11 protein-coding genes are annotated in these 18178 nt (G+C 43.5%); 6 read left to right on the top strand and 5 right to left on the bottom strand.

Annotated features, from left to right (window positions below; all coding sequences use genetic code 11):
- Positions 1-51: 51 nt before the first annotated feature.
- A complete protein-coding gene (locus tag FIV04_RS15950; RefSeq protein WP_253895570.1) occupies positions 52-1341 on the bottom strand; it encodes an MATE family efflux transporter in 1290 nt (429 codons plus the stop codon).
- Between the two features lie 162 nt (positions 1342-1503).
- Positions 1504-2235 carry a FadR/GntR family transcriptional regulator gene (locus FIV04_RS15945; protein WP_032552766.1) on the bottom strand — a complete coding sequence of 244 codons (732 nt, stop codon included), beginning with the start codon at positions 2233-2235 and terminating at the stop codon, positions 1504-1506.
- A 647-nt stretch (positions 2236-2882) separates the two neighbouring features.
- Here FIV04_RS15945 and FIV04_RS15940 point away from each other — a divergent pair.
- Positions 2883-3602 (top strand): FadR/GntR family transcriptional regulator, encoded by a 720-nt coding sequence (locus FIV04_RS15940; protein ID WP_032552765.1) that lies wholly within the window; start codon positions 2883-2885, stop codon positions 3600-3602.
- Positions 3603-3737: 135 nt separating this feature from the next.
- Here the strand turns inward: FIV04_RS15940 and FIV04_RS15935 are convergent, their stop codons facing one another.
- Both FIV04_RS15935 and FIV04_RS15930 read right to left on the bottom strand, forming a co-directional pair.
- Positions 3738-4412 carry an oligogalacturonate-specific porin KdgM family protein gene (locus FIV04_RS15935; protein WP_032552763.1) on the bottom strand — a complete coding sequence of 225 codons (675 nt, stop codon included), beginning with the start codon at positions 4410-4412 and terminating at the stop codon, positions 3738-3740.
- Between the two features lie 64 nt (positions 4413-4476).
- Positions 4477-5736 (bottom strand): alginate lyase family protein, encoded by a 1260-nt coding sequence (locus tag FIV04_RS15930; protein WP_152469686.1) that lies wholly within the window; start codon positions 5734-5736, stop codon positions 4477-4479.
- 962 nt (positions 5737-6698) lie between these two features.
- Here FIV04_RS15930 and FIV04_RS15925 point away from each other — a divergent pair.
- The 3 genes from FIV04_RS15925 to FIV04_RS15915 all read left to right on the top strand — a co-directional run bounded on the left by FIV04_RS15925 (position 6699) and on the right by FIV04_RS15915 (position 14640).
- Positions 6699-8465 (top strand): transporter, encoded by a 1767-nt coding sequence (locus FIV04_RS15925; RefSeq protein WP_152469685.1) that lies wholly within the window; start codon positions 6699-6701, stop codon positions 8463-8465.
- Positions 8466-8660: 195 nt separating this feature from the next.
- Positions 8661-9686, top strand: coding sequence for an HD-GYP domain-containing protein (locus FIV04_RS15920; RefSeq protein WP_152469684.1), 1026 nt, complete (start codon positions 8661-8663; stop codon positions 9684-9686).
- On the top strand, positions 9679-14640 hold the full coding sequence (locus FIV04_RS15915) for a transporter substrate-binding domain-containing protein (protein WP_152469683.1): 4962 nt from the start codon (positions 9679-9681) through the stop codon (positions 14638-14640). The genes FIV04_RS15920 and FIV04_RS15915 overlap by 8 nt, the downstream gene beginning before the upstream one ends.
- A 22-nt stretch (positions 14641-14662) precedes the next feature.
- On the opposite strand, the gene FIV04_RS15910 is transcribed toward FIV04_RS15915, so the two are convergent.
- Positions 14663-15559: a LysR family transcriptional regulator gene (locus FIV04_RS15910; protein ID WP_152469682.1), complete on the bottom strand. Its 897-nt coding sequence runs from the start codon at positions 15557-15559 to the stop codon at positions 14663-14665.
- A gap of 159 nt (positions 15560-15718) precedes the next feature.
- On the opposite strand from FIV04_RS15910, the gene FIV04_RS15905 reads away from it, so the two are divergent.
- Both FIV04_RS15905 and lpxL read left to right on the top strand, forming a co-directional pair.
- A complete protein-coding gene (locus FIV04_RS15905; RefSeq protein WP_152469681.1) occupies positions 15719-16894 on the top strand; it encodes an MFS transporter in 1176 nt (391 codons plus the stop codon).
- A 251-nt stretch (positions 16895-17145) separates the two neighbouring features.
- Positions 17146-18081: an LpxL/LpxP family Kdo(2)-lipid IV(A) lauroyl/palmitoleoyl acyltransferase gene (lpxL, locus tag FIV04_RS15900; protein WP_150896603.1), complete on the top strand. Its 936-nt coding sequence runs from the start codon at positions 17146-17148 to the stop codon at positions 18079-18081.
- The last annotated feature ends 97 nt before the right edge of the window (positions 18082-18178 follow it).

The following is an 18178-nucleotide window of genomic DNA, read 5'->3' as shown; positions in this document are numbered from 1 at the left end:
AGCCCTATCATCACGTGCTAGGGCGATTGATTAACAAGAGTTGTTCCTTGTTTAGTCGTACATCAACTCTTTCGCTTTTTCCTCATCGAATTCATTCAATGATTTTCTTGCTAAGTGTCTAAATGGTAGCGCTTTGACGATCTCCTCAAAAGGTTGAATGGCGAATGCCCAGAAGATCGAGCCATCAAAGCCGAAGATGATCAACGCGCATAATGGAATCGATATGATCCACTGGCCCGTGAAGTTGATTTTGAATACGGCTGTTGTTTTGCCTAGAGCCCTCAATACATGGCCGTGAACCGTGTTGTAGCCACGGACGAGAGGTAAAAATATGTAGAGTGGGGCGATCACAGTTAAGGCGTCATAAGTCGCGCTGTCTAAATCAGGGTAAATGTCTCCAATAAAGAAACTCAGCGCCACAAAAAAGAGCATTGATAGAATAGAGATTATGACAGCGATATCGATACTGGCGTCGACGTTCTTTCTTAAGTCAGCCATTTGTTTAGAACCAATGGCTTGGCTAATGGTAATGGCAGAAGAGTGCGCCCAAGCAGTAATGAATTGTGTACCAGCTCGTATCCAAGGCATTACCAAGGTGATTGCTACATACGCATTGATATTGAGCTGGGTGTAGAGAAGCTGATAAATAGTTGCGCCAATCGATAGCATGGTGACATTCGCGGCAACTGGGAAAATTTCTTTGAAATGGTTGAATACATTACGTGAAAAGTTAGAACCGAACGCATTGAATGAGAGTTCAACACAGTTTTCAAAACGAATGCATAGGTAGAGATAGACAGTACGAATGATGATCGCTACTAGGCTGCCAATGGCGGCACCTTGAACACCGAGACCTTCAAAGTTAGACCAACCATGAATGAAGGTGTAGCTGACCAGTGCGTTGATTGGTAACTCAATTAGATAGCCTCTAAATGGCACTTTGGTTTTGCCCAACCCGTTAAACAGCGCAATGATTACTTGGGTTACCGCAGTGAATAGAACGATGTACTTAGAAAAACTGAGGTAGACGGCAATTTCGCTGTGTAGAGCTGTATCTTCCGTCAGTGAGCTTATCAACAAGTCATCAAAAAAGGTTAGAGCTAAGAAGAAGAGTAAAGCGGCGCCAAAGTTGATGAGCATCCCCGCCAAAAAAGACCGAGATAATGTTGCTTGAACACCGGAGCCTACGGCACGACTGAGTACCAGTTGCGTACCGTTGGCGAGCGCCATTTGGATACCAAGTATGAAGGCGATAACCGTGGTCGCAATTCCCATTGCAGCAAGAGAGACTTCACCGAGTGGCGATACCAGAAGCGTATCAATCATCAGCATCGACTGCATTAACAGGGCATTAAGAGCTAATGGCCAAGCGAGAGAAAGGTTCTTTTTGACGTAAGATTGAGAAAGCACAGTGACCTCGTAATGAGCAAACTCATGATACAAGCGGGTTATATCATGAGTGTTTCAAGCCAGATGTATAGATTGCGATTGAAGTCGCTATCGTTATGCTATCGCAACTTGCTTTAAAGGCACTTTGGATAGCTTTTGGTTGTCGTCGTTCAGTAGGCTTTGAGAGGCTATCCGTGCTCCCTCGCTATTCCCAGACATAATAGAGTCATAAATCGCTTTGTGTTCTGCTAAACAGAAGCGTCCACCTTCTGCCGAATGATCAATAAATTGTCGAAAAATCGCTGACAAAATGTTGCCAAATGGAATGTAGAACTGGTTGCCTGTTGAGAGGAAGATTGTTCGATGGAACAGGTGGTCGTTAACGGTCCAACTTCCGTAATCAAAGCTCTCTGCTGCGAGCGTCATTTTTTGGAAGAGTATTGAGAGTTCCTTTCTTTGCTCTACCGATGCATTTCTTGCTGCAAGCGCACAAGCTTCGGGTTCTATTGCTTTGCGAAGGCCTAAGAATTGAGCCAGAAATGGCTTGGTGTCTTCAAGATCTTGAATCCAATCCAGCAGTTGAGGATCCAAGAAGTGCCAGTTAGAGCGAGGCATAATGCGTGTGCCGACTTTGGGCTTCGACTCTATCAGACCTTTGGCTGACAACAATTTAGTTGATTCTCTCAACGCAGTACGACTGACACCGAAGATTTCACAGAGCTCCATCTCGCTGGGTAGTTTTTCTTCTTCTTTCAACTCTCCAGATAGGATCTTACGGGCAACTTGTCTTGCAACTTGGACATGAATGCGGCGGTTAGAATCTTCCACCAGCGTGAATACGGACATGTAAACCACCTATATTAAAGGGTCAAAACCAGAATCAACTGGCTTTGGGTTGTCAGTGTTACGTCGTTTAGATTAGAAAGGCCGTCAGTGTAAGATGTGATAAAGAGAGTTAGCTCAACCAAATTCACCATTTCAAAATGCTGATGACCATATTTATATCTCAACGCGAGTGTTCAGACGTACTACTGCAAATTAATGAGATGTAATAAAGACACCTCGTTGTTTGGCCCATAAATGGAACCGACGTTGTTAGTTATATGACTTTCAATGAGACAACGGACTCGTGATCGACGCGATTTCCGATTAAGGGGACTGATAATATTGAAAATCAATACTTAATTAATAATACAATAGCATCTATTTGAATCAAGCAGTACATCGCGAAAATCTGCCATATGCGGCTATAAATAGTCATAAAGGTAAATATATGTGACATTAGTCGTACAAAATAATGCGCTAAATAGAAGTGAGAATTATTATTAAGCTATTAGTTGATAGGCAATTTTGAGCGTATTATTTGCGTAATCTAATTTACATCATTTGTTTTGTTTAAATCTGGGACGGAGCGCAGTAAGGATATTTGGTAGTTGAATATATAAGTGATATAGTAAGGATTAAATAATACATAAATAACAACAAGTGAACTTATGGTCGGAACATTCAATTCAATCTCAGGCTCTAAGCGTAGCCTGCACGTGCAAGTTGCTCGTGAAATCGCTCGCAGCATTTTATCAGGTGAGCTTGCTCAAGGCTCTATTATCCCTGGTGAGATGGCACTTTGTGAGCAATTTGGTATTAGCCGTACTGCACTGCGTGAAGCGGTTAAACTGCTAACATCAAAAGGCCTATTAGAGTCTCGTCCAAAAGTTGGTACTCGTGTTGTTGATCGCGCTTACTGGAACTTCCTTGATCCACAATTGATTGGTTGGATGGATGGCCTAGCGGATACAGATGAGTTCTGTTTCCAGTTCTTGGGTTTACGTCGTGCAATTGAGCCTGAGGCGTGTGCACTAGCTGCGAAAAATGCATCAGCTGAACAGCGTATCGAGCTATCAGAGACCTTCCAAGAAATGGTAGAAGTATCAGAAGCTGAAGTATTTGACCAAGAGCGTTGGACAGATGTAGACATGCGATTCCACAGCCTTATCTTTAACGCAACAGGTAATGATTTCTATCTTCCGTTTGGCAACATCTTAACAACGATGTTCGTTAACTTTATTGTTCACTCTTCGGAAGAGGGTAGCACTTGTATCAATGAACACCGCCAGATCTACGATGCAATCATGGCTGGTAACAGTGAAAAAGCACGTGCTGCTTCTGCTAACCACTTACAAGCGTCTAACCACAGACTGCCAGCTGCAAGCTAATCTGCGTTTTCTGCCTGAATTAGTACAAAAGAATAAAGCCAGCAAATATGCTGGCTTTTGTGTTTTTAATCTTTGTGCAGACTAAAAGCTTTGTACGGACTAAAAGCTTCGTACAGATTAAAAGCTGGGTACTGATTAGAAGCTGTAGGTAATACCAACACGGCTACGTAGTTGACGATCACGACTGTCTTGTACGTTACCGAACTCTACATACGGACGCCAGTTCCAGTCAGACTCTTTGTAACCTACTTTGAGGTTGTAATCCCATTCATAGTCAGCACCGCCACCGCCAGTCCATTCATTATTTGCAAAATCTTCCGCGTAGTTTGCTTCAAAGCCGAACTGGAACGCGTTCCAGTTGTAATCTAGGTTACCAGTGATTTTACTACGGTTGCGGTTATCATTTGAGGAATCCGATGTGTAGTCGCGGAACTCATGACGGTAGCGTAGTTTCGCCTTTAAACCCGATTCGAACGAGTACTGCACGCGAACCTGAGGTTTATAAGTCACGCTATCAGAACCAAAAGTCACTGGCATACTTGGCTGGATCATCCATTGATCATTCAATTTGAAACGGTAACCATATTCAAACTCATTGTCTGCTGCTTCCCACTCTGAGAACGGTTTACCTTTTTGCTTCATCTCAGCGCCAAAAAAGTGGTTGTCGACTGAACCGCTCATTTTGATACGGCTTGCCCACTCTTCTGAGCCATGTTTGTACTCTTGGCGCGCGTCGAGTGATGCAGCTGAAACACTGCCAGCAAAAAGAGATGCCGTAATAGCTAAAGCAATTTTATTTTTAGAAATCATAACGTTGTTCCACTGTAATTAAAGTCATAAAGGGTGGGCGTAAATGCACCCACCAGTAGGGGATTTATAGTTTTGGGTAGAGCAGCTCGATATCACGTTGTGCCCAAACTTCCGCCAAGTTCTTCTTCACTGTGAACTCGCTAAAGTCTGTTTCGGTTGCCAGTTTGACCCACTCAGGTTTGTCCATTGCTACACCAGCTTTTATATAAAGTGGTGTCATGCGTTCAATGCGACGACGTTTGTCTTTTTGGGTGTATGGCCACTCTTTATCTAGGTCGTGATAGTTAGCCATAAGCTGAATACCAGTCTCTAAAGAGCCGCCTTTCTTGTTGGTGTAGTTCCAAAGGTCGACGTCTACCTTTTCGCCGATCTGCGCCATGCCAACCAAAGGATCTAAGCTGAAGTAGTGGTAGTGATAAGCTCGAGTGCGCTCAATTTCATGCGGTTGAGAGCCATCCTTTTCGAACTGAGTATCGATGCGCATTTTGCCTTTCTGAACCATCTGTTTTGCCAGTGGTTCGTTACCGATAAAGTAGGCAATACTTGCGACTTGATAGTCATACCAAGTACCGTGATTGTTCTCAGCGTAAGCCTCACCTTTAGGGCCTCCTGACAGGTCATCGACAATCAGCCAATCTAGGTAGTCGCTGTACCATTGCTTGATCTGTTCTTCGTCTTTTTCTGTCCAAGAAGGTGATTGAGAAAGCATGGCGATTGAATCAAGCATGCGATCAGCCAAGGTACGAGTATCAATGATTCCACCACGACGTCCTTCTGCAACACCTGGAACGCCTTGGCCATAATTCACATTAGGATTCATCTTCGTCTCTTCATTGATGAACCAAGTTCTAATGTAATCAATACCTTGCTGCGCATATTTTTCGTCTTGGCTAAAGTAATAAGCGATAGCTAATGCGCGAACTGAGCGGGTGAAGTGGCCAATTCGCTTAGAATCAGTTTCGTCTGTTTTTGACGCTGGATTTGTTTTTCCATCGTGTCGAACCCAAGGCAGCCCGTCATCTTTAGATTCATCTGGCCACCAATATGGGCTAATACTCATGTAATCATTCTTGTTACCGCTCGGTGGGGTCATACCTTTATCAGCGACACTGAATGGCCCGTCTTGCATTGCAAGCTCTGCTTCTTCGAGTAGTCGCTCATAAGTGACCTTCATTGTTGAAGGTGCTTTCTCTGATTGAAGTAGAGTTCGGTTTGCTTCTAATGTTGCTTCATCTAAGAAGACGAAATCTGCTGCCATAACATTGGAACCAAAAGTGATGGCTCCAATACAAGCCGCAAGGTGTAGGGGACGTAGGGCTTTCATAAAATGCCTTTTATTATTGAGTTAAGATAATACAAATATGCTATCTCAATATTTTCACGTTGATCTGTGAATTGGATCTACTTGTGATGACAAAATCGACGGTAACAAACCGTTACACTCTGAAATAAATATGCTAAGAGACTGTTTTATATGGTATTGATGTGTTTATAAGAAGTTTGGTTGGAAAATAGGCATTTGAGAATTGTGCGTTCAATCATGTAATCGCGAATAATCGCTTTATTTTTAATTGTAATACATTAAGATTATTGCAGCTGTCACGGAGAAGCATTTGGCAACGGTATGTTGCAGTTTGATTGATTCGTTTTGGCTATCGGATCTTAGGCATTGATTGAAATGCCTTACACCGGTATTTCTATTCTTGCTCCCAACTATACTAATGACGACTTCTGTTGAACGATGTTGAGATAGAAGAAGGTGGTGGCAATACTGCCTTTGCGCCCATGTTGATACAGGCAACATGGGCGTTTTTTTTTGCCTGATTGAAAATTGTCCTCCTCCTAGTTGAATTGTCCACTCCCCAAACTCAGTATTTTATAATTTGCATAGTCAGAAAAATTTAGGTGTCGATTAGGTATTTACAAGTTGATTAGTATTACTTAATTTCATTGGTGATTGGAGGGACTGGTAAAGAAACGATTCAATCAGGCTGTTTTAGATGAGTAACCTTGCTTAATAAATGAAATTAAAAATCCAATCTAGATGTATAATATCTAAGATTTATATGATTATTTCGCGTCCATTTGTGCTTTTTATCTCCTATTTTTTGCTTTTATAGTTTTTTGTTTACTTGAACAATCGATGACTTTGAACTCGATCACTCCCCGCGTTGTTACAAGTCCAAATTTAAGATTTGAATCACGCATTTGAGTTATTGTAGTACAAATGTTCTCTGTCGATATTTATAGTCGAGGCAACAAAAAAACAAATAAAAGGTCTCTACAATGGAACTCAATACACTAATAGTAGGTATCTACTTTCTATTCTTAATTGCAATAGGGTGGATGTTTAGAACGTTTACTAGTACGACAAGTGATTACTTCCGAGGAGGAGGTAGTATGCTTTGGTGGATGGTTGGTGCGACCGCCTTTATGACTCAGTTTAGTGCGTGGACATTTACTGGTGCGGCTGGTAAAGCGTTTACCGATGGCTTTGCTGTTGCGATAATCTTTATCGCCAATGCATTCGGCTACTTGATGAACTACTTGTATTTTGCACCAAAATTCAGACAGTTACGTGTGGTGACGGTTATTGAAGCGATTCGTATGCGTTTTGGTAAGGTCAATGAGCAAGTATTTACTTGGTCTGGTATGCCAAACAGCGTTATCTCTGCGGGTATCTGGTTGAATGGCCTTGCAATCATTGCATCAGGCATCTTCGGTTTCGACATGACGACAACCATCATTCTGACAGGCCTAGTTGTATTGGTAATGTCAGTAACGGGTGGTTCTTGGGCTGTTATTGCATCTGATTTTATGCAGATGGTCATCATTATGGCAGTAACGGTTACCTGTGCTGTGGTTGCTATGTACCACGGTGGGGGTGTAACCAATATCGTCAACAACTTCCCAACAGACTCGTTCATTACAGGTGACAACCTTAACTACCTGAGCATCTTTAGCATCTGGGCGGTGTTCATCTTCCTAAAACAGTTCAGCATTACCAATAACATGTTGAACTCTTACCGCTACTTAGCGGCAAAAGACTCGAACAATGCGCGTAAAGCGGCACTATTGGCTTGTGTTCTGATGACGCTTGGCCCAATCATTTGGTTCATGCCTTCTTGGTTCATTACTGGTCAAGGTGTCGATCTGGCTTCTCAATACCCAGAAGCGGGCAGTAAAGCGGCGGACTTCGCTTACCTTTACTTTGTGCAAGAGTACATGCCGGTAGGTATGGTAGGTTTATTGATTGCAGCGATGTTTGCCGCGACGATGTCTTCTATGGACTCAGGGCTAAACCGTAACTCAGGTATCTTTGTTAAGAATTTCTACGAGCCGATTTTACGTCCAAATGCCAACGAGAAAGAGCTGGTTATCGTTTCTAAGCTAACGTCTACCTTCTTTGGTATTTCCATCATCCTAGTTGCGCTGTTCATTAACTCACTTAAGGGGCTAAGCCTATTTGATACCATGATGTATGTGGGTGCCTTAATTGGCTTCCCGATGACAATCCCAGCGTTCTGTGGCTTCTTCATCCGTAAGACTCCAGACTGGGCAGGTTGGGGTACGCTAGTTGTCGGTGGCTTTGTATCATACTTTGTAGGTTTCGTTATCACTGCTGAAATGATTGAAGGTTGGTTTGGTCTGAATGAGCTCACCGGTCGTGAGTGGGCTGACCTGAAAGTTGCCATTGGTCTGATTGGACACATCGTATTTACTGCTGGCTTCTTCGTACTTTCAACGCTGTTCTACAAGCCTCTTCCAAAACACCGTGAGAAAGACGTTGATACTTTCTTCGGTAACTTGGCAACCCCACTCGTTGCAGAAAGCACAGAACAGAAGAAGTTAGATAACAAACAACGTCGCATGCTGGGTACACTTATTGCTGTCGCAGGTGTTGGTGTTATGACGATGTTCGTCTTACCAAACCCAATGTGGGGACGCTTAGTGTTCGTATTGTGTGGACTGATCGTGTTCTCGGTGGGCTTACTCTTAGTTAAGGCAGTTGACGACAAAGTCGAGGGTGCTCAGCAAGAAACCACGGCCTAAGACAAGCCGATAAATTCATAAAGCCGCTCCGTTGGGCGGCTTTTTTGTACTTAGAAAACGAGTTTGTTGTGGCGTAAATATCACCTATTGTGAGCGCGTAGAGGGTTTAGCAAAATTTTTACATAGTTCTGTTGATGACCCCAAATTGCGACCTACACTTGGTAAATAACTAATTGATTTATATATGGGGTTGTAATGAGTAGTAAACCGACCGTTTTAGTGATAGACGATACGCCCAGTAACTTAGATGTGCTTACCGGAATACTCAAAGACACCTACCAAGTTAAAGTCGCGATCAATGGTCATATCGGTATAAAAATTGCTAAGACTGTACCGCAGCCCGACCTGATCCTACTTGATATTATGATGCCAGATATTGATGGTTTTGAAGTGTGTCGTCAGTTGAAGTTGCAACCCAATACCGCTCATATCCCTATTATATTCGTGACAGCGAAAATAGATCCTGAAGATGAAGTGAAAGGTTTAAGTTTAGGTGCGGTGGACTATATCACTAAACCTATTACCCCCGAGATCGCTCGTCAACGAGTAAAAACACATATCTCTCTTTACAATCAGAAGCGTGCACTCCACGAGCAAGTTCAAGAGAAAACCGAAGAGATTAAACTTGGCTTGTTAGAAACGATTAAAATCCTTGGTCGTGCTGCTGAATTCAAAGACAACGAAACTGGTATGCATGTCCTGAGAATGAGTCACTATTGTTATATCTTGGCGATAGCAGCGGGAATGCCAAAGGAAGATGCTGAAACACTGAGAGATGCAGCGCCAATGCATGATATTGGCAAGATTGGTATTCCTGATGCAATCCTACTTAAGCCAGGCAAGTTGGATGGTCAAGAGTGGGATGTGATGCGTCAGCATGTTGAGTTTGGTATCGAGATCTTAGGAAATAATAGCGACTCAAAATTAATGCAAATGGCGGTACAGGTAGCTCAGTTCCATCATGAAAAGTGGGATGGCTCAGGTTATCCGAATCAAATCAGTGGTGAAGATATTCCTTTGGTCGGCAGAATCGCCGCAGTTGCTGACGTGTTTGATGCTCTCACTGCAGACAGGCCTTACAAAAAAGCATGGAGTCTCGAAGATACGCTAGCCTTGTTTGAGCGAGAAAGAGGCAAACATTTTGATCCTATGGTGGTCGATCTATTAGTTGAGAATTTGGACCAGATTTTGAGCATAAAAGAGCAGTTTAAAGATGACTGAACTGGCTTTATTGTTGGTCAATACTTGGCAGCTACTCTTCACTTTGCGACGCTCAGTGCGGTCATTTGTTTTTATTCTCTCTATCGGTGTATCAGCGCTGATTACTTCAAACAGCGTGCTGGCAAAAACCGTGACGGACACGGAGTTGCAATCTTGGTTGAGTCTGAAACCCACTATTACTTATGCGGTACTAGCAGGACACTATCCATACTCTTATATTGATGACAACGGTAATGTATCTGGCCTCGTGCGTGATTATGCTCGTGACCTTGAGCAGCGCTATCTTGTTGATACTCACTTTCTCGTGGTCAATTCGTACACCGAAGCCAAACAAGCAATCGAAAAGGGAGAAGCGGATGTTTTTCCGTTTCAACAATTTGATGTGACAGATGGAGGGCGCTTTTTAGCAACTGAGCCTTATATTCCTTATCAAGTCGCAGTGATTGTGCCAACTAACGGTCAACAAGAAGAGCCAGCAGACCAAGAAGCGACCAAGAAAATCGCGATGGTCAAAGACTCTATCGATGCGAGTCTTGCTGGTGTCCAACTTAACTCGATGACACAGGTGTCGGTCGATAACGTGATTGACGGCATTCGTGCTCTTGAAGATGGTTTGATAGACGGTCTATTAGCTGAACCCGTCAGTACCATGGACTTGGCATTTAAGAGTGGTGTGTTTGATTTGGCTGTCAACTATGTATTGGACCGCTGGCGTGAAATGGAAGCGTCAATGATCCTCAAATCTGATAATCACATCCTGTTGGCACTTTTGAACGATCAAATTGAAACGATGGAGATTGAAAAGAAGAATAGTATTCTGAGTAAGTGGTTGAATGAATCGCCCTATCGAGTGGCTCTTAACGGCGTTTTTGGCTTCGGAAACCCTCCATACCTATACCCTGACAGTCCTTCAGTAGGGATGGAATATGCGATCCTTCAAAGAGCATTCAATGATATGGGGTATCAGGTGGGGGACGTTGTCACTCTGCCTCCTGCAGCCGCGAGAAATGCTATGGAGACTAACCGCTCGATGGCGTTTGTTTCTAGTAAGCAAGTCGAGGATGAATCAACGGGCTATTTGAGTGATGAGATACTTAATGTTGAGTTTGTTCCCATCTCCTTGGCGCGGCGTAACATCTCTATCCAATCTCGCACTCCTTTGTCTTTGGGTGCTCTTCTCTACGATGAAACATCACCAATAGTAAAAGCCGTTGAACAAATCGAGCAGAGTCTATCGATCGAGAAGGTGGAAGACTTCGACAGCCTAGAATCTGCTTTTTCACAGCTGAGAGCGCAGAATGTTGATTTGTTGCTGGTGGAAACGCGAGTTCTTGATTGGTTTATCGCCAATACACGTTTTATTGAGTTGGAAGAGTTAACTCTGCATCGAGACTACAGCGTCAACTATCCAATTTTTGTCGACTTTAGAGATGAAGATATCCGAGACAGCTTTAACGTTGCAATTCAGAACTTAAAGAATCGCGAAGATGGCTTATCAAAAATAGTCGATTCGCACATTCACCAAGACTTATCTAATGTGCTGAAAAAAGCCGACATCATGGCACAGGTCTCAGCATATTTTATTGTGAATGACCGGATTCAAGAGCTTCCAGAGCTGTTCGAGATTTTTGATGCAGATAGCGCCTTTAGCGTGATTACAGCACAAACGGAAAACAGCACTCGTCCTATTGAGGCTTGGTATTTAGGAGATGTGAACATCGGTCTATTAAAGACTCGTGATACTTCTCATCTTTACTCTGTCACTAAGAAAACGGCTTATTGGACCAAAGGTGGAACAACCAACGCAGGGAGTATGACGTTCTATTTCGATGTTGATCGAATATTGAAAAACTATGCTTACTACCCATCTGTGGATCGTTTTGAAGGCTTTGGCACTGGAGCGGCGCGCTATATTGCCGAAATCTACCAGACCAACAGCCTCACTGGAGAGATTCTCAATTTAACGGAGAATGAGCGAGACTGGATAAAAGAGAACCGTGATATCAATGTCGGTATTGACCCTGATGCGCTTCCATATGAAGCCTTGAGCGACAATCAAGAGTACATCGGAATCATTGACGACTACCTAACTATTATTCAGCAGAAAACGGGTTTGAATATTGAACATGTGAACGTCGAAACATGGGAAGAGACCCGTCGTTTGGTTGACCATCATGCCGTTGAGTTGGTGTCAGCTGCGGCTGAAAACCGTGCCTTGGGCGAAAATGTTAAACCAGCAAATAGCTTCTTTTCGAGCCGGCTAGCGATTGCGTCTAAAAGGGACGTAAACAGCTTGGTGTTGAAAGAAGCCGCTGGCTGGAAGATAGGTATTGTTAAGGGAGCCGCTAACACAGAAAGTATTGTTGAACAATATCCGCAAATCGAATGGACTTTTATTCAATCGACTCGCGAAGGCTTGAGCTTAGTCAGTGATGGCATGCTTGACGCGACCATTGACACTATCGATGTACTTAATTATCAAATCAATTCGTTTGGTTACCCAGGTATGGGCATTATTGGGCGATTAGATTTTTTTGTTTCTCCGACACTCCATGTTTTAAAGTCAGAGCCATTACTGCTTTCAATCATAAATAAAGCGATAAACAGCATTTCTGCCGAAGAGCATCAGAAGATTACGGCAAAATGGGCTGCACCGAGACAGATCGAAACCATTGACTATGAATTGGTGTATACAATTTCGGGCTTCTCGATTCTTATCTTTGCCTTGATAGTCTTCTGGAATCGTAAATTGACTAGACAAGTGATCATCGCCAATGATGCTACTGAGGCTTACAAGCGAGCACAAGCTCAACTCTATTCGATGCTCAACACCTCTCCGATTGCCGCAGCCGTTGTCTTTGGCGATGAAGTGCGTTATGCCAATGAACGGGCGAAACACTTGTTCGGTGCAGACCATGAAGACCTTTCTTTGATCGCCCCTGATGCGATTCATGAATCTTTGGAAGATAGGAAAGCGATCTATGAGGAGTTGGCTAAACATGGTCAGGTAGAGAATCGTGAATTGAAATTACGTACTTTAAGTGGCGAGCCTCTGGTCGCTCTGGTGAGTTATTACCAATTGGAACTAGACGGTGAACTCGCGGTGCTATTTTGGGCTTTCGATATTTCTATCATGAAGCAACTTAATCAACGATTGGCTGAAGAGAAGCTCAGGGCGGATCACGCAAGCCAAGCCAAATCGGAATTTCTCGCTAATATGAGTCATGAGATCCGTACACCGATGAACGCGATTATCGGACTTTCACACTTAGCTCTGGGCGAAATCCAAAACCCAGTTGCTAAAAACTATATTGAGAAAGTTCATCGCTCAGGTCAGTCGTTACTCACTATTATTAACGACATCCTGGATTTTTCTAAGATAGAAGCGGGTGAGCTTGGCATTGATAGTATTCCGTTTAGTCCGATTCAGCCTTTGAATGAAGTGGCAGAGTTGATGGAATCGAAGGCGGTCGAGAAGCGGCTTGTTTTGCGAACAGATTTCAATATTCCAGAGCTACTTGCGCTCGTTGGCGACCCGTTGAGACTTTTCCAAGTTCTACTCAACTTAGTCGGTAATGCGATTAAGTTTACTGAGCAAGGGAGTGTCACCATTCAATGTCACTTGGTAAGAGAGTCTATAGACACAGCAACGTTAGACATTTCAGTCATCGACACCGGAATCGGCATATCAAATGAGCATAAAAAATACTTGTTTGAGGCATTTAAACAAGCTGATAGCACGACGACGAGACGTTTCGGTGGTACAGGACTGGGGCTCAACATCAGTCAAAAGCTGGTGAATGCGATGGGCAGTGAAATCCATATCGAGAGTGAGTTGGGCGAAGGCAGTCGTTTCCACTTCGCACTTGAACTCTCCAAAGCATCACAATCTGAAGTAGCAAAATTTCGAACTAAAGAGGCGCGTAAAACTCAAACCGTGTTCTTCGAAGGTGAACGTGTATTGCTCGCTGAAGATAACGAATTGAATCAAGATTTGGCTATGGCGTTTCTCAAAAGAATGAACTTAACGGTCGACTTAGCAGAGAACGGCCAGCAAGCGATCGACTTTGTTGAAAACAATGACTATAAACTGATCTTAATGGATTTACAAATGCCGATCATGGACGGTTATGCCGCGACTCGACGCATTAAACAAATCAAAGGTGACATACCAATCATTGCCATGTCTGCCAACGCGTATTCTGAGGCAAAGCAGCGTGCGATAGATGCGGGTGTGGATGATTTCCTTGATAAGCCTATTGTGCTTGATAAAGCGATGGCGATGATTGCGCATTATGTTGGCTTGGGTGTTGAAAGTGATCATCATCGAGAGAACGAGCAGCCAATCACAAGCCTTAGTTCCAAGGTTGATGTGGGGGAAGCTAGCGAAATATTGTCTCTAAAAATTCTAGACCGCACCATTCAAGGTGATGACCTGCTAAAACAGAAGCTACTCGCCCGTTTCAACGACCAAGCTCAACCTATGCTCAATAATGCTCAAGGTTATCTGGATAATGGAGAGTGGGAGGCTTTAGAACGCGAACTTCACACGCTGAAAAGCATGTGTGGTGCCATTGGAGGAACGAAGGCCCAGAGTGCATTGGCTGATTTTGAAGGTAAAGCGCGAGACAAGACTTTGACTGATGCCGACTTAAAAGTTGCTACGAAAAGAGTCATTGAGTTGGTGGAAGCTCTTCAACCCTTAATCACAAAGGGATTACAAAGTAATGATAGCTTGCCTGATGAAACGCTCGAGAATGAGCAAATGGCGGTTTCTCAAGAGCAGATACAGAAGTTGACCGAGCTAATCTCAAATTACGACAGCGAAGCGCTCGACTTAACCAATCTATTACTGACGAGCAGCGCGGAACCTTGGTTAAAAGAAGTGCAGCAAGCCCTTGAACAGTATGATTTTGATACGGCGTTGGAGCGTATTACTGACACTAAATCATAACTGCTCTAGGGCTAGAATATTTTTATAGGCTGTTAGCGAAAGTCTGTTTTATCAGGTCAATCACAGTGTCGTATCGACGTGGTAGGGTACGGTTTCTCTTCTGTACTAAGTAGAGTGCCTCTTCCACTTTGACCTTGGGGGGAACTACGTGCAGTTGGTCTTTGTTTGGGAAGTTATCAACTGCACCTTCAGGCAGCACCGTAAATCCAAGTCCTTTGGAGACGGGCAGTAGAATTTGATGGAGCTGGTTAATGTATCCCGTTTTAGGAAGCTCGTTGATATTGAGTTTTTTCAGCGCGTCATCACCACATAAATCGAAATACAGAGAGAGATAATGGGTTGAGTCAGGGTGAGCGATTAGGCCCAACTCGTGGAGCTTTTCAGGAGTAATCTCGACGTTTTCCAAGCTCTTGTGAGTAATCAGACACAAGGCTTCCTTACCAATCATTTCTGTTTGATAGACTCGATCATTCGGTAGTTGAGTCACGATGCCTACATCAATTGTTCCTTGTAACACATCATTGAATATTCGTTGGTTGGGTGAAGCCTCGACGTGAATACTGAGCTCTGGATGCTCGGCTTGCAGTTCGAGAAAGTCGGGGTAAAGCTGCAGAGCAAGGGTACCAGAGCAAGACAGGTTGCATTGACCTGCAAAAGGGTTGTCAAACTGCAGAGATTCAAACAGCTCTTCTTGCTCTTTGTTTAGCTTAAGCGCGTAGCGATAGATAATTCGACCTTGCTCGGTTAGCTCGAAGGTTTTGTTTTCGCGTGAGAGCAGGGAGCAGTTACAAGCTTGCTCGAGTTTCTTTATATGCTGGCTGACTCCAGGTTGAGTCATGTAGAGTTTTTCTGCCGTTTGAGTGAAGTGACCCACTTCCACAAGTGTTTTAAAAGTATTAAGCCAAAGCGGATTAATCATTACGCGCCTATATAACAAATCATTATCACAATCTCTAATTAGCATAACCCATTGTAGTCAGAATGGATAAAGATATCGTTATAAATGTAAGCGATTAAAGGGTTGCAAGTTTGTTGTCTATTTGTTGTAGTTGCCACCTAGTGCATAAAAGGTGGCAAAATGAACAGGAACGTTTGGATACTCTCTCTCTGTCAGGCTCTATTGATGACGGGCAACATTCTTCTTATCTCGGTGATTGGTTTGATCGGTAAACAGATCGCGCCGAGCCAAAGTATGATTACTTTGCCTGTTGCACTTCAGTTTCTTGGTTTAATGGCGGCGACTATTCCTGCGTCTCTCATCTCTGGAAAGCTTGGCCGTAAGCGTGGTTTTAGTATCGGTAATATCGTGGGCATATCAGGGGCGAGTTTGGCGACGTTCGCGCTCTCAACCCACAACTTTTACCTATTCTGCGTTGCAACCTTTTTACTCGGCATTGGTATTGGCTTTGGTACTTTGTATCGATTTGCTGCGATTGAAGTGTGTAGCGAAGATGCGCGCCATCGTGCGATATCCATTTCAATGGCAGGTGGGGTTCTGGCAGCCGTATTAGGGCCAAACTTGGCGGTAATGTCTCAGCAGTGGTCACAAGATGGTCTTTATATCGGCGCTTTCGCATCTCTAATTGGGCTAAATGTGTTGACACTGCTTATTCTCCAGACTGTTCAATTCCCTAAGTTCAACCTAACAACCCAACAAGTTAAGCCAGACCCTGTGCGTACCATGATCAAAGCGCCTAATTTCGTCGGTGCGGTGTTTGCCGCTATGGTTGCCTATGCCGTGATGAACATTCTAATGACCGCCACCCCGCTTGCGATGATTGGATGTGGTTTTGATTTTACCAAAGCAGCTGGCGTGATTGAGTGGCACGTATTAGGTATGTTCGTCCCTGCATTCTTCACGGGTGGACTAATCGAGAAATTTGGGGCAAAACGTATGATTCTAGCTGGAGCCGTCTTGTTCTTGTTGTGTATCGCTATCAATATTCACGGTGAGTCAATTTGGCACTTCAGATCGGCGCTTGTGTTACTGGGGGTAGGTTGGAACTTTATGTTCATTGCGGCCACAGGGTTATTTAGTCAATCTTACCAAGCGAAAAACAAGTCTAAGGCGCAGGCCCTGAATGAGTTTGTGGTATTTAGCTGCGTTAGTGTCACTGCTCTTCTCTCTGGGTGGCTTGAATCTACGGTTGGTTGGCAAATGCTTAACATCTACGTATTACCGTTTGTTCTTTTGGTGATCATGGTGTTTGCGTTTAGTGCTAAGAAAGCGAGCCGCCCATCATTGACTCAGTAATTCAATCAACATCAGCTTCTATAACCCTACTTTAATTGAAGTGCTCGCCCTGTTTAGGTGAGCACTTTTTTGAATGTTGTATTGTTAAATATTTGATAAATAATTAAAAAGTTCAAACTTTCTCCATCTTTTATTGGGATTGTGGGTTGTAATCCCATAATCGACAGACTTTATGCATAGCTTTATTCGATATTTACTTTTTTTTCATGAATCGTATGTATAATTGCGCCGCTTTTATTCTAGGAGGCGTAATGAAAGTAGTAGAACGTCCAAAGTTAACGTTGTCTTTGTTGTTGCCAAAATATTGGTGTGTCTGGTTTGGTTTTGGCTTTTTAGCTTTATTAGTGAATCTTCTACCTTATCGAGTATTAGTTTTTATTGGAGAGGGCGTTGGTCAGCTTGCAAAGTTGATTATTAGTAAACGTGCGAAGGTGGCTCGACGTAACTTTGAGTTAGCATTTCCTGAGTTATCCGAGCAAGAAGTTGAGAAGTTAGTTCGACGAAATTTTGATTACGCGGGCATGGCTCTGATTGAAACCGGAATGGCTTGGTTCTGGCCAGATTGGCGTGTAAAGCGCCATATGCGTGTTGTGGGTAAAGATCTTATTCTTGAGCAAGAAAAGAATGGACGAGGCGTGCTGGTGGCATGTGGCCATTTTCTAAACTTAGAAATGACAGCAAGAATTTTTAGTCTATTTGCACCGGGTTACGGTGTGTATCGACCACATAGTAACGCTGCCTACGAGTTTATTCAGCATCATGGTAGAACGCGTAAAGGGCATAAAATGATTGATCGCTCTGATCTAAAAGGCATGCTCAAAGTACTTAAATCTGGCAATCGTCTATGGTATCTACCTGACCATGATTACGGAGCAAATGCTTCTGTATTCGTGCCGTTCTTTGGTGTCGACAAAGCTTCAACCACGGCGGGCACCGGCTTCCTAATTGATGCAACCAAGTGTGCAGTGATGTCAGGAGTCAGTGTCAGAAAAGGTGGTGTCTATGAGCTGCAGATCAGCGAGGACTTTAGTGATAAGTTCCCACGCAAGCAGCCAGAAGTTGCAGCGCAAGTCATGAATCAAGAAATTGAACGCTTAATCTTAAAAGACATCAGTGCTTGGATGTGGTTACACAGAAGGTACAAGACCCTACCTGAAGATCATATTGGCCCTTGTCGCTATGCATAACCTATTTGTACAAAAGATTACATAACAGAACTCTGTTCATAATTTCCATTAAGCCTTGGGTGTCAATCCGAGGCTTTGTTGTATTTGTGACCTATTA

This window comes from Vibrio sp. THAF190c, from assembly GCF_009363355.1.
GTDB lineage: Bacteria > Pseudomonadota > Gammaproteobacteria > Enterobacterales > Vibrionaceae > Vibrio > Vibrio fortis_A.
This window is presented reverse-complemented; position numbering and strand designations above follow the sequence as displayed.

Excerpts from the sequence above, each read along its gene's own strand:
- FIV04_RS15910 (WP_152469682.1), bottom strand. The coding sequence starts at position 15,559 with ATGATTAATCCGCTTTGGCTTAATACTTTTAAAACACTTGTGGAAGTG.
- FIV04_RS15945 (WP_032552766.1), bottom strand. The coding sequence starts at position 2,235 with ATGTCCGTATTCACGCTGGTGGAAGATTCTAACCGCCGCATTCATGTC.
- FIV04_RS15930 (WP_152469686.1), bottom strand. The coding sequence starts at position 5,736 with ATGAAAGCCCTACGTCCCCTACACCTTGCGGCTTGTATTGGAGCCATC.
- FIV04_RS15920 (WP_152469684.1), top strand. The coding sequence starts at position 8,661 with ATGAGTAGTAAACCGACCGTTTTAGTGATAGACGATACGCCCAGTAAC.
- FIV04_RS15950 (WP_253895570.1), bottom strand. The coding sequence starts at position 1,341 with ATGCAGTCGATGCTGATGATTGATACGCTTCTGGTATCGCCACTCGGT.
- FIV04_RS15940 (WP_032552765.1), top strand. The coding sequence starts at position 2,883 with ATGGTCGGAACATTCAATTCAATCTCAGGCTCTAAGCGTAGCCTGCAC.
- FIV04_RS15905 (WP_152469681.1), top strand. The coding sequence starts at position 15,719 with ATGAACAGGAACGTTTGGATACTCTCTCTCTGTCAGGCTCTATTGATG.
- lpxL (WP_150896603.1), top strand. The coding sequence starts at position 17,146 with ATGAAAGTAGTAGAACGTCCAAAGTTAACGTTGTCTTTGTTGTTGCCA.
- FIV04_RS15935 (WP_032552763.1), bottom strand. The coding sequence starts at position 4,412 with ATGATTTCTAAAAATAAAATTGCTTTAGCTATTACGGCATCTCTTTTT.
- FIV04_RS15925 (WP_152469685.1), top strand. The coding sequence starts at position 6,699 with ATGGAACTCAATACACTAATAGTAGGTATCTACTTTCTATTCTTAATT.
- FIV04_RS15915 (WP_152469683.1), top strand. The coding sequence starts at position 9,679 with ATGACTGAACTGGCTTTATTGTTGGTCAATACTTGGCAGCTACTCTTC.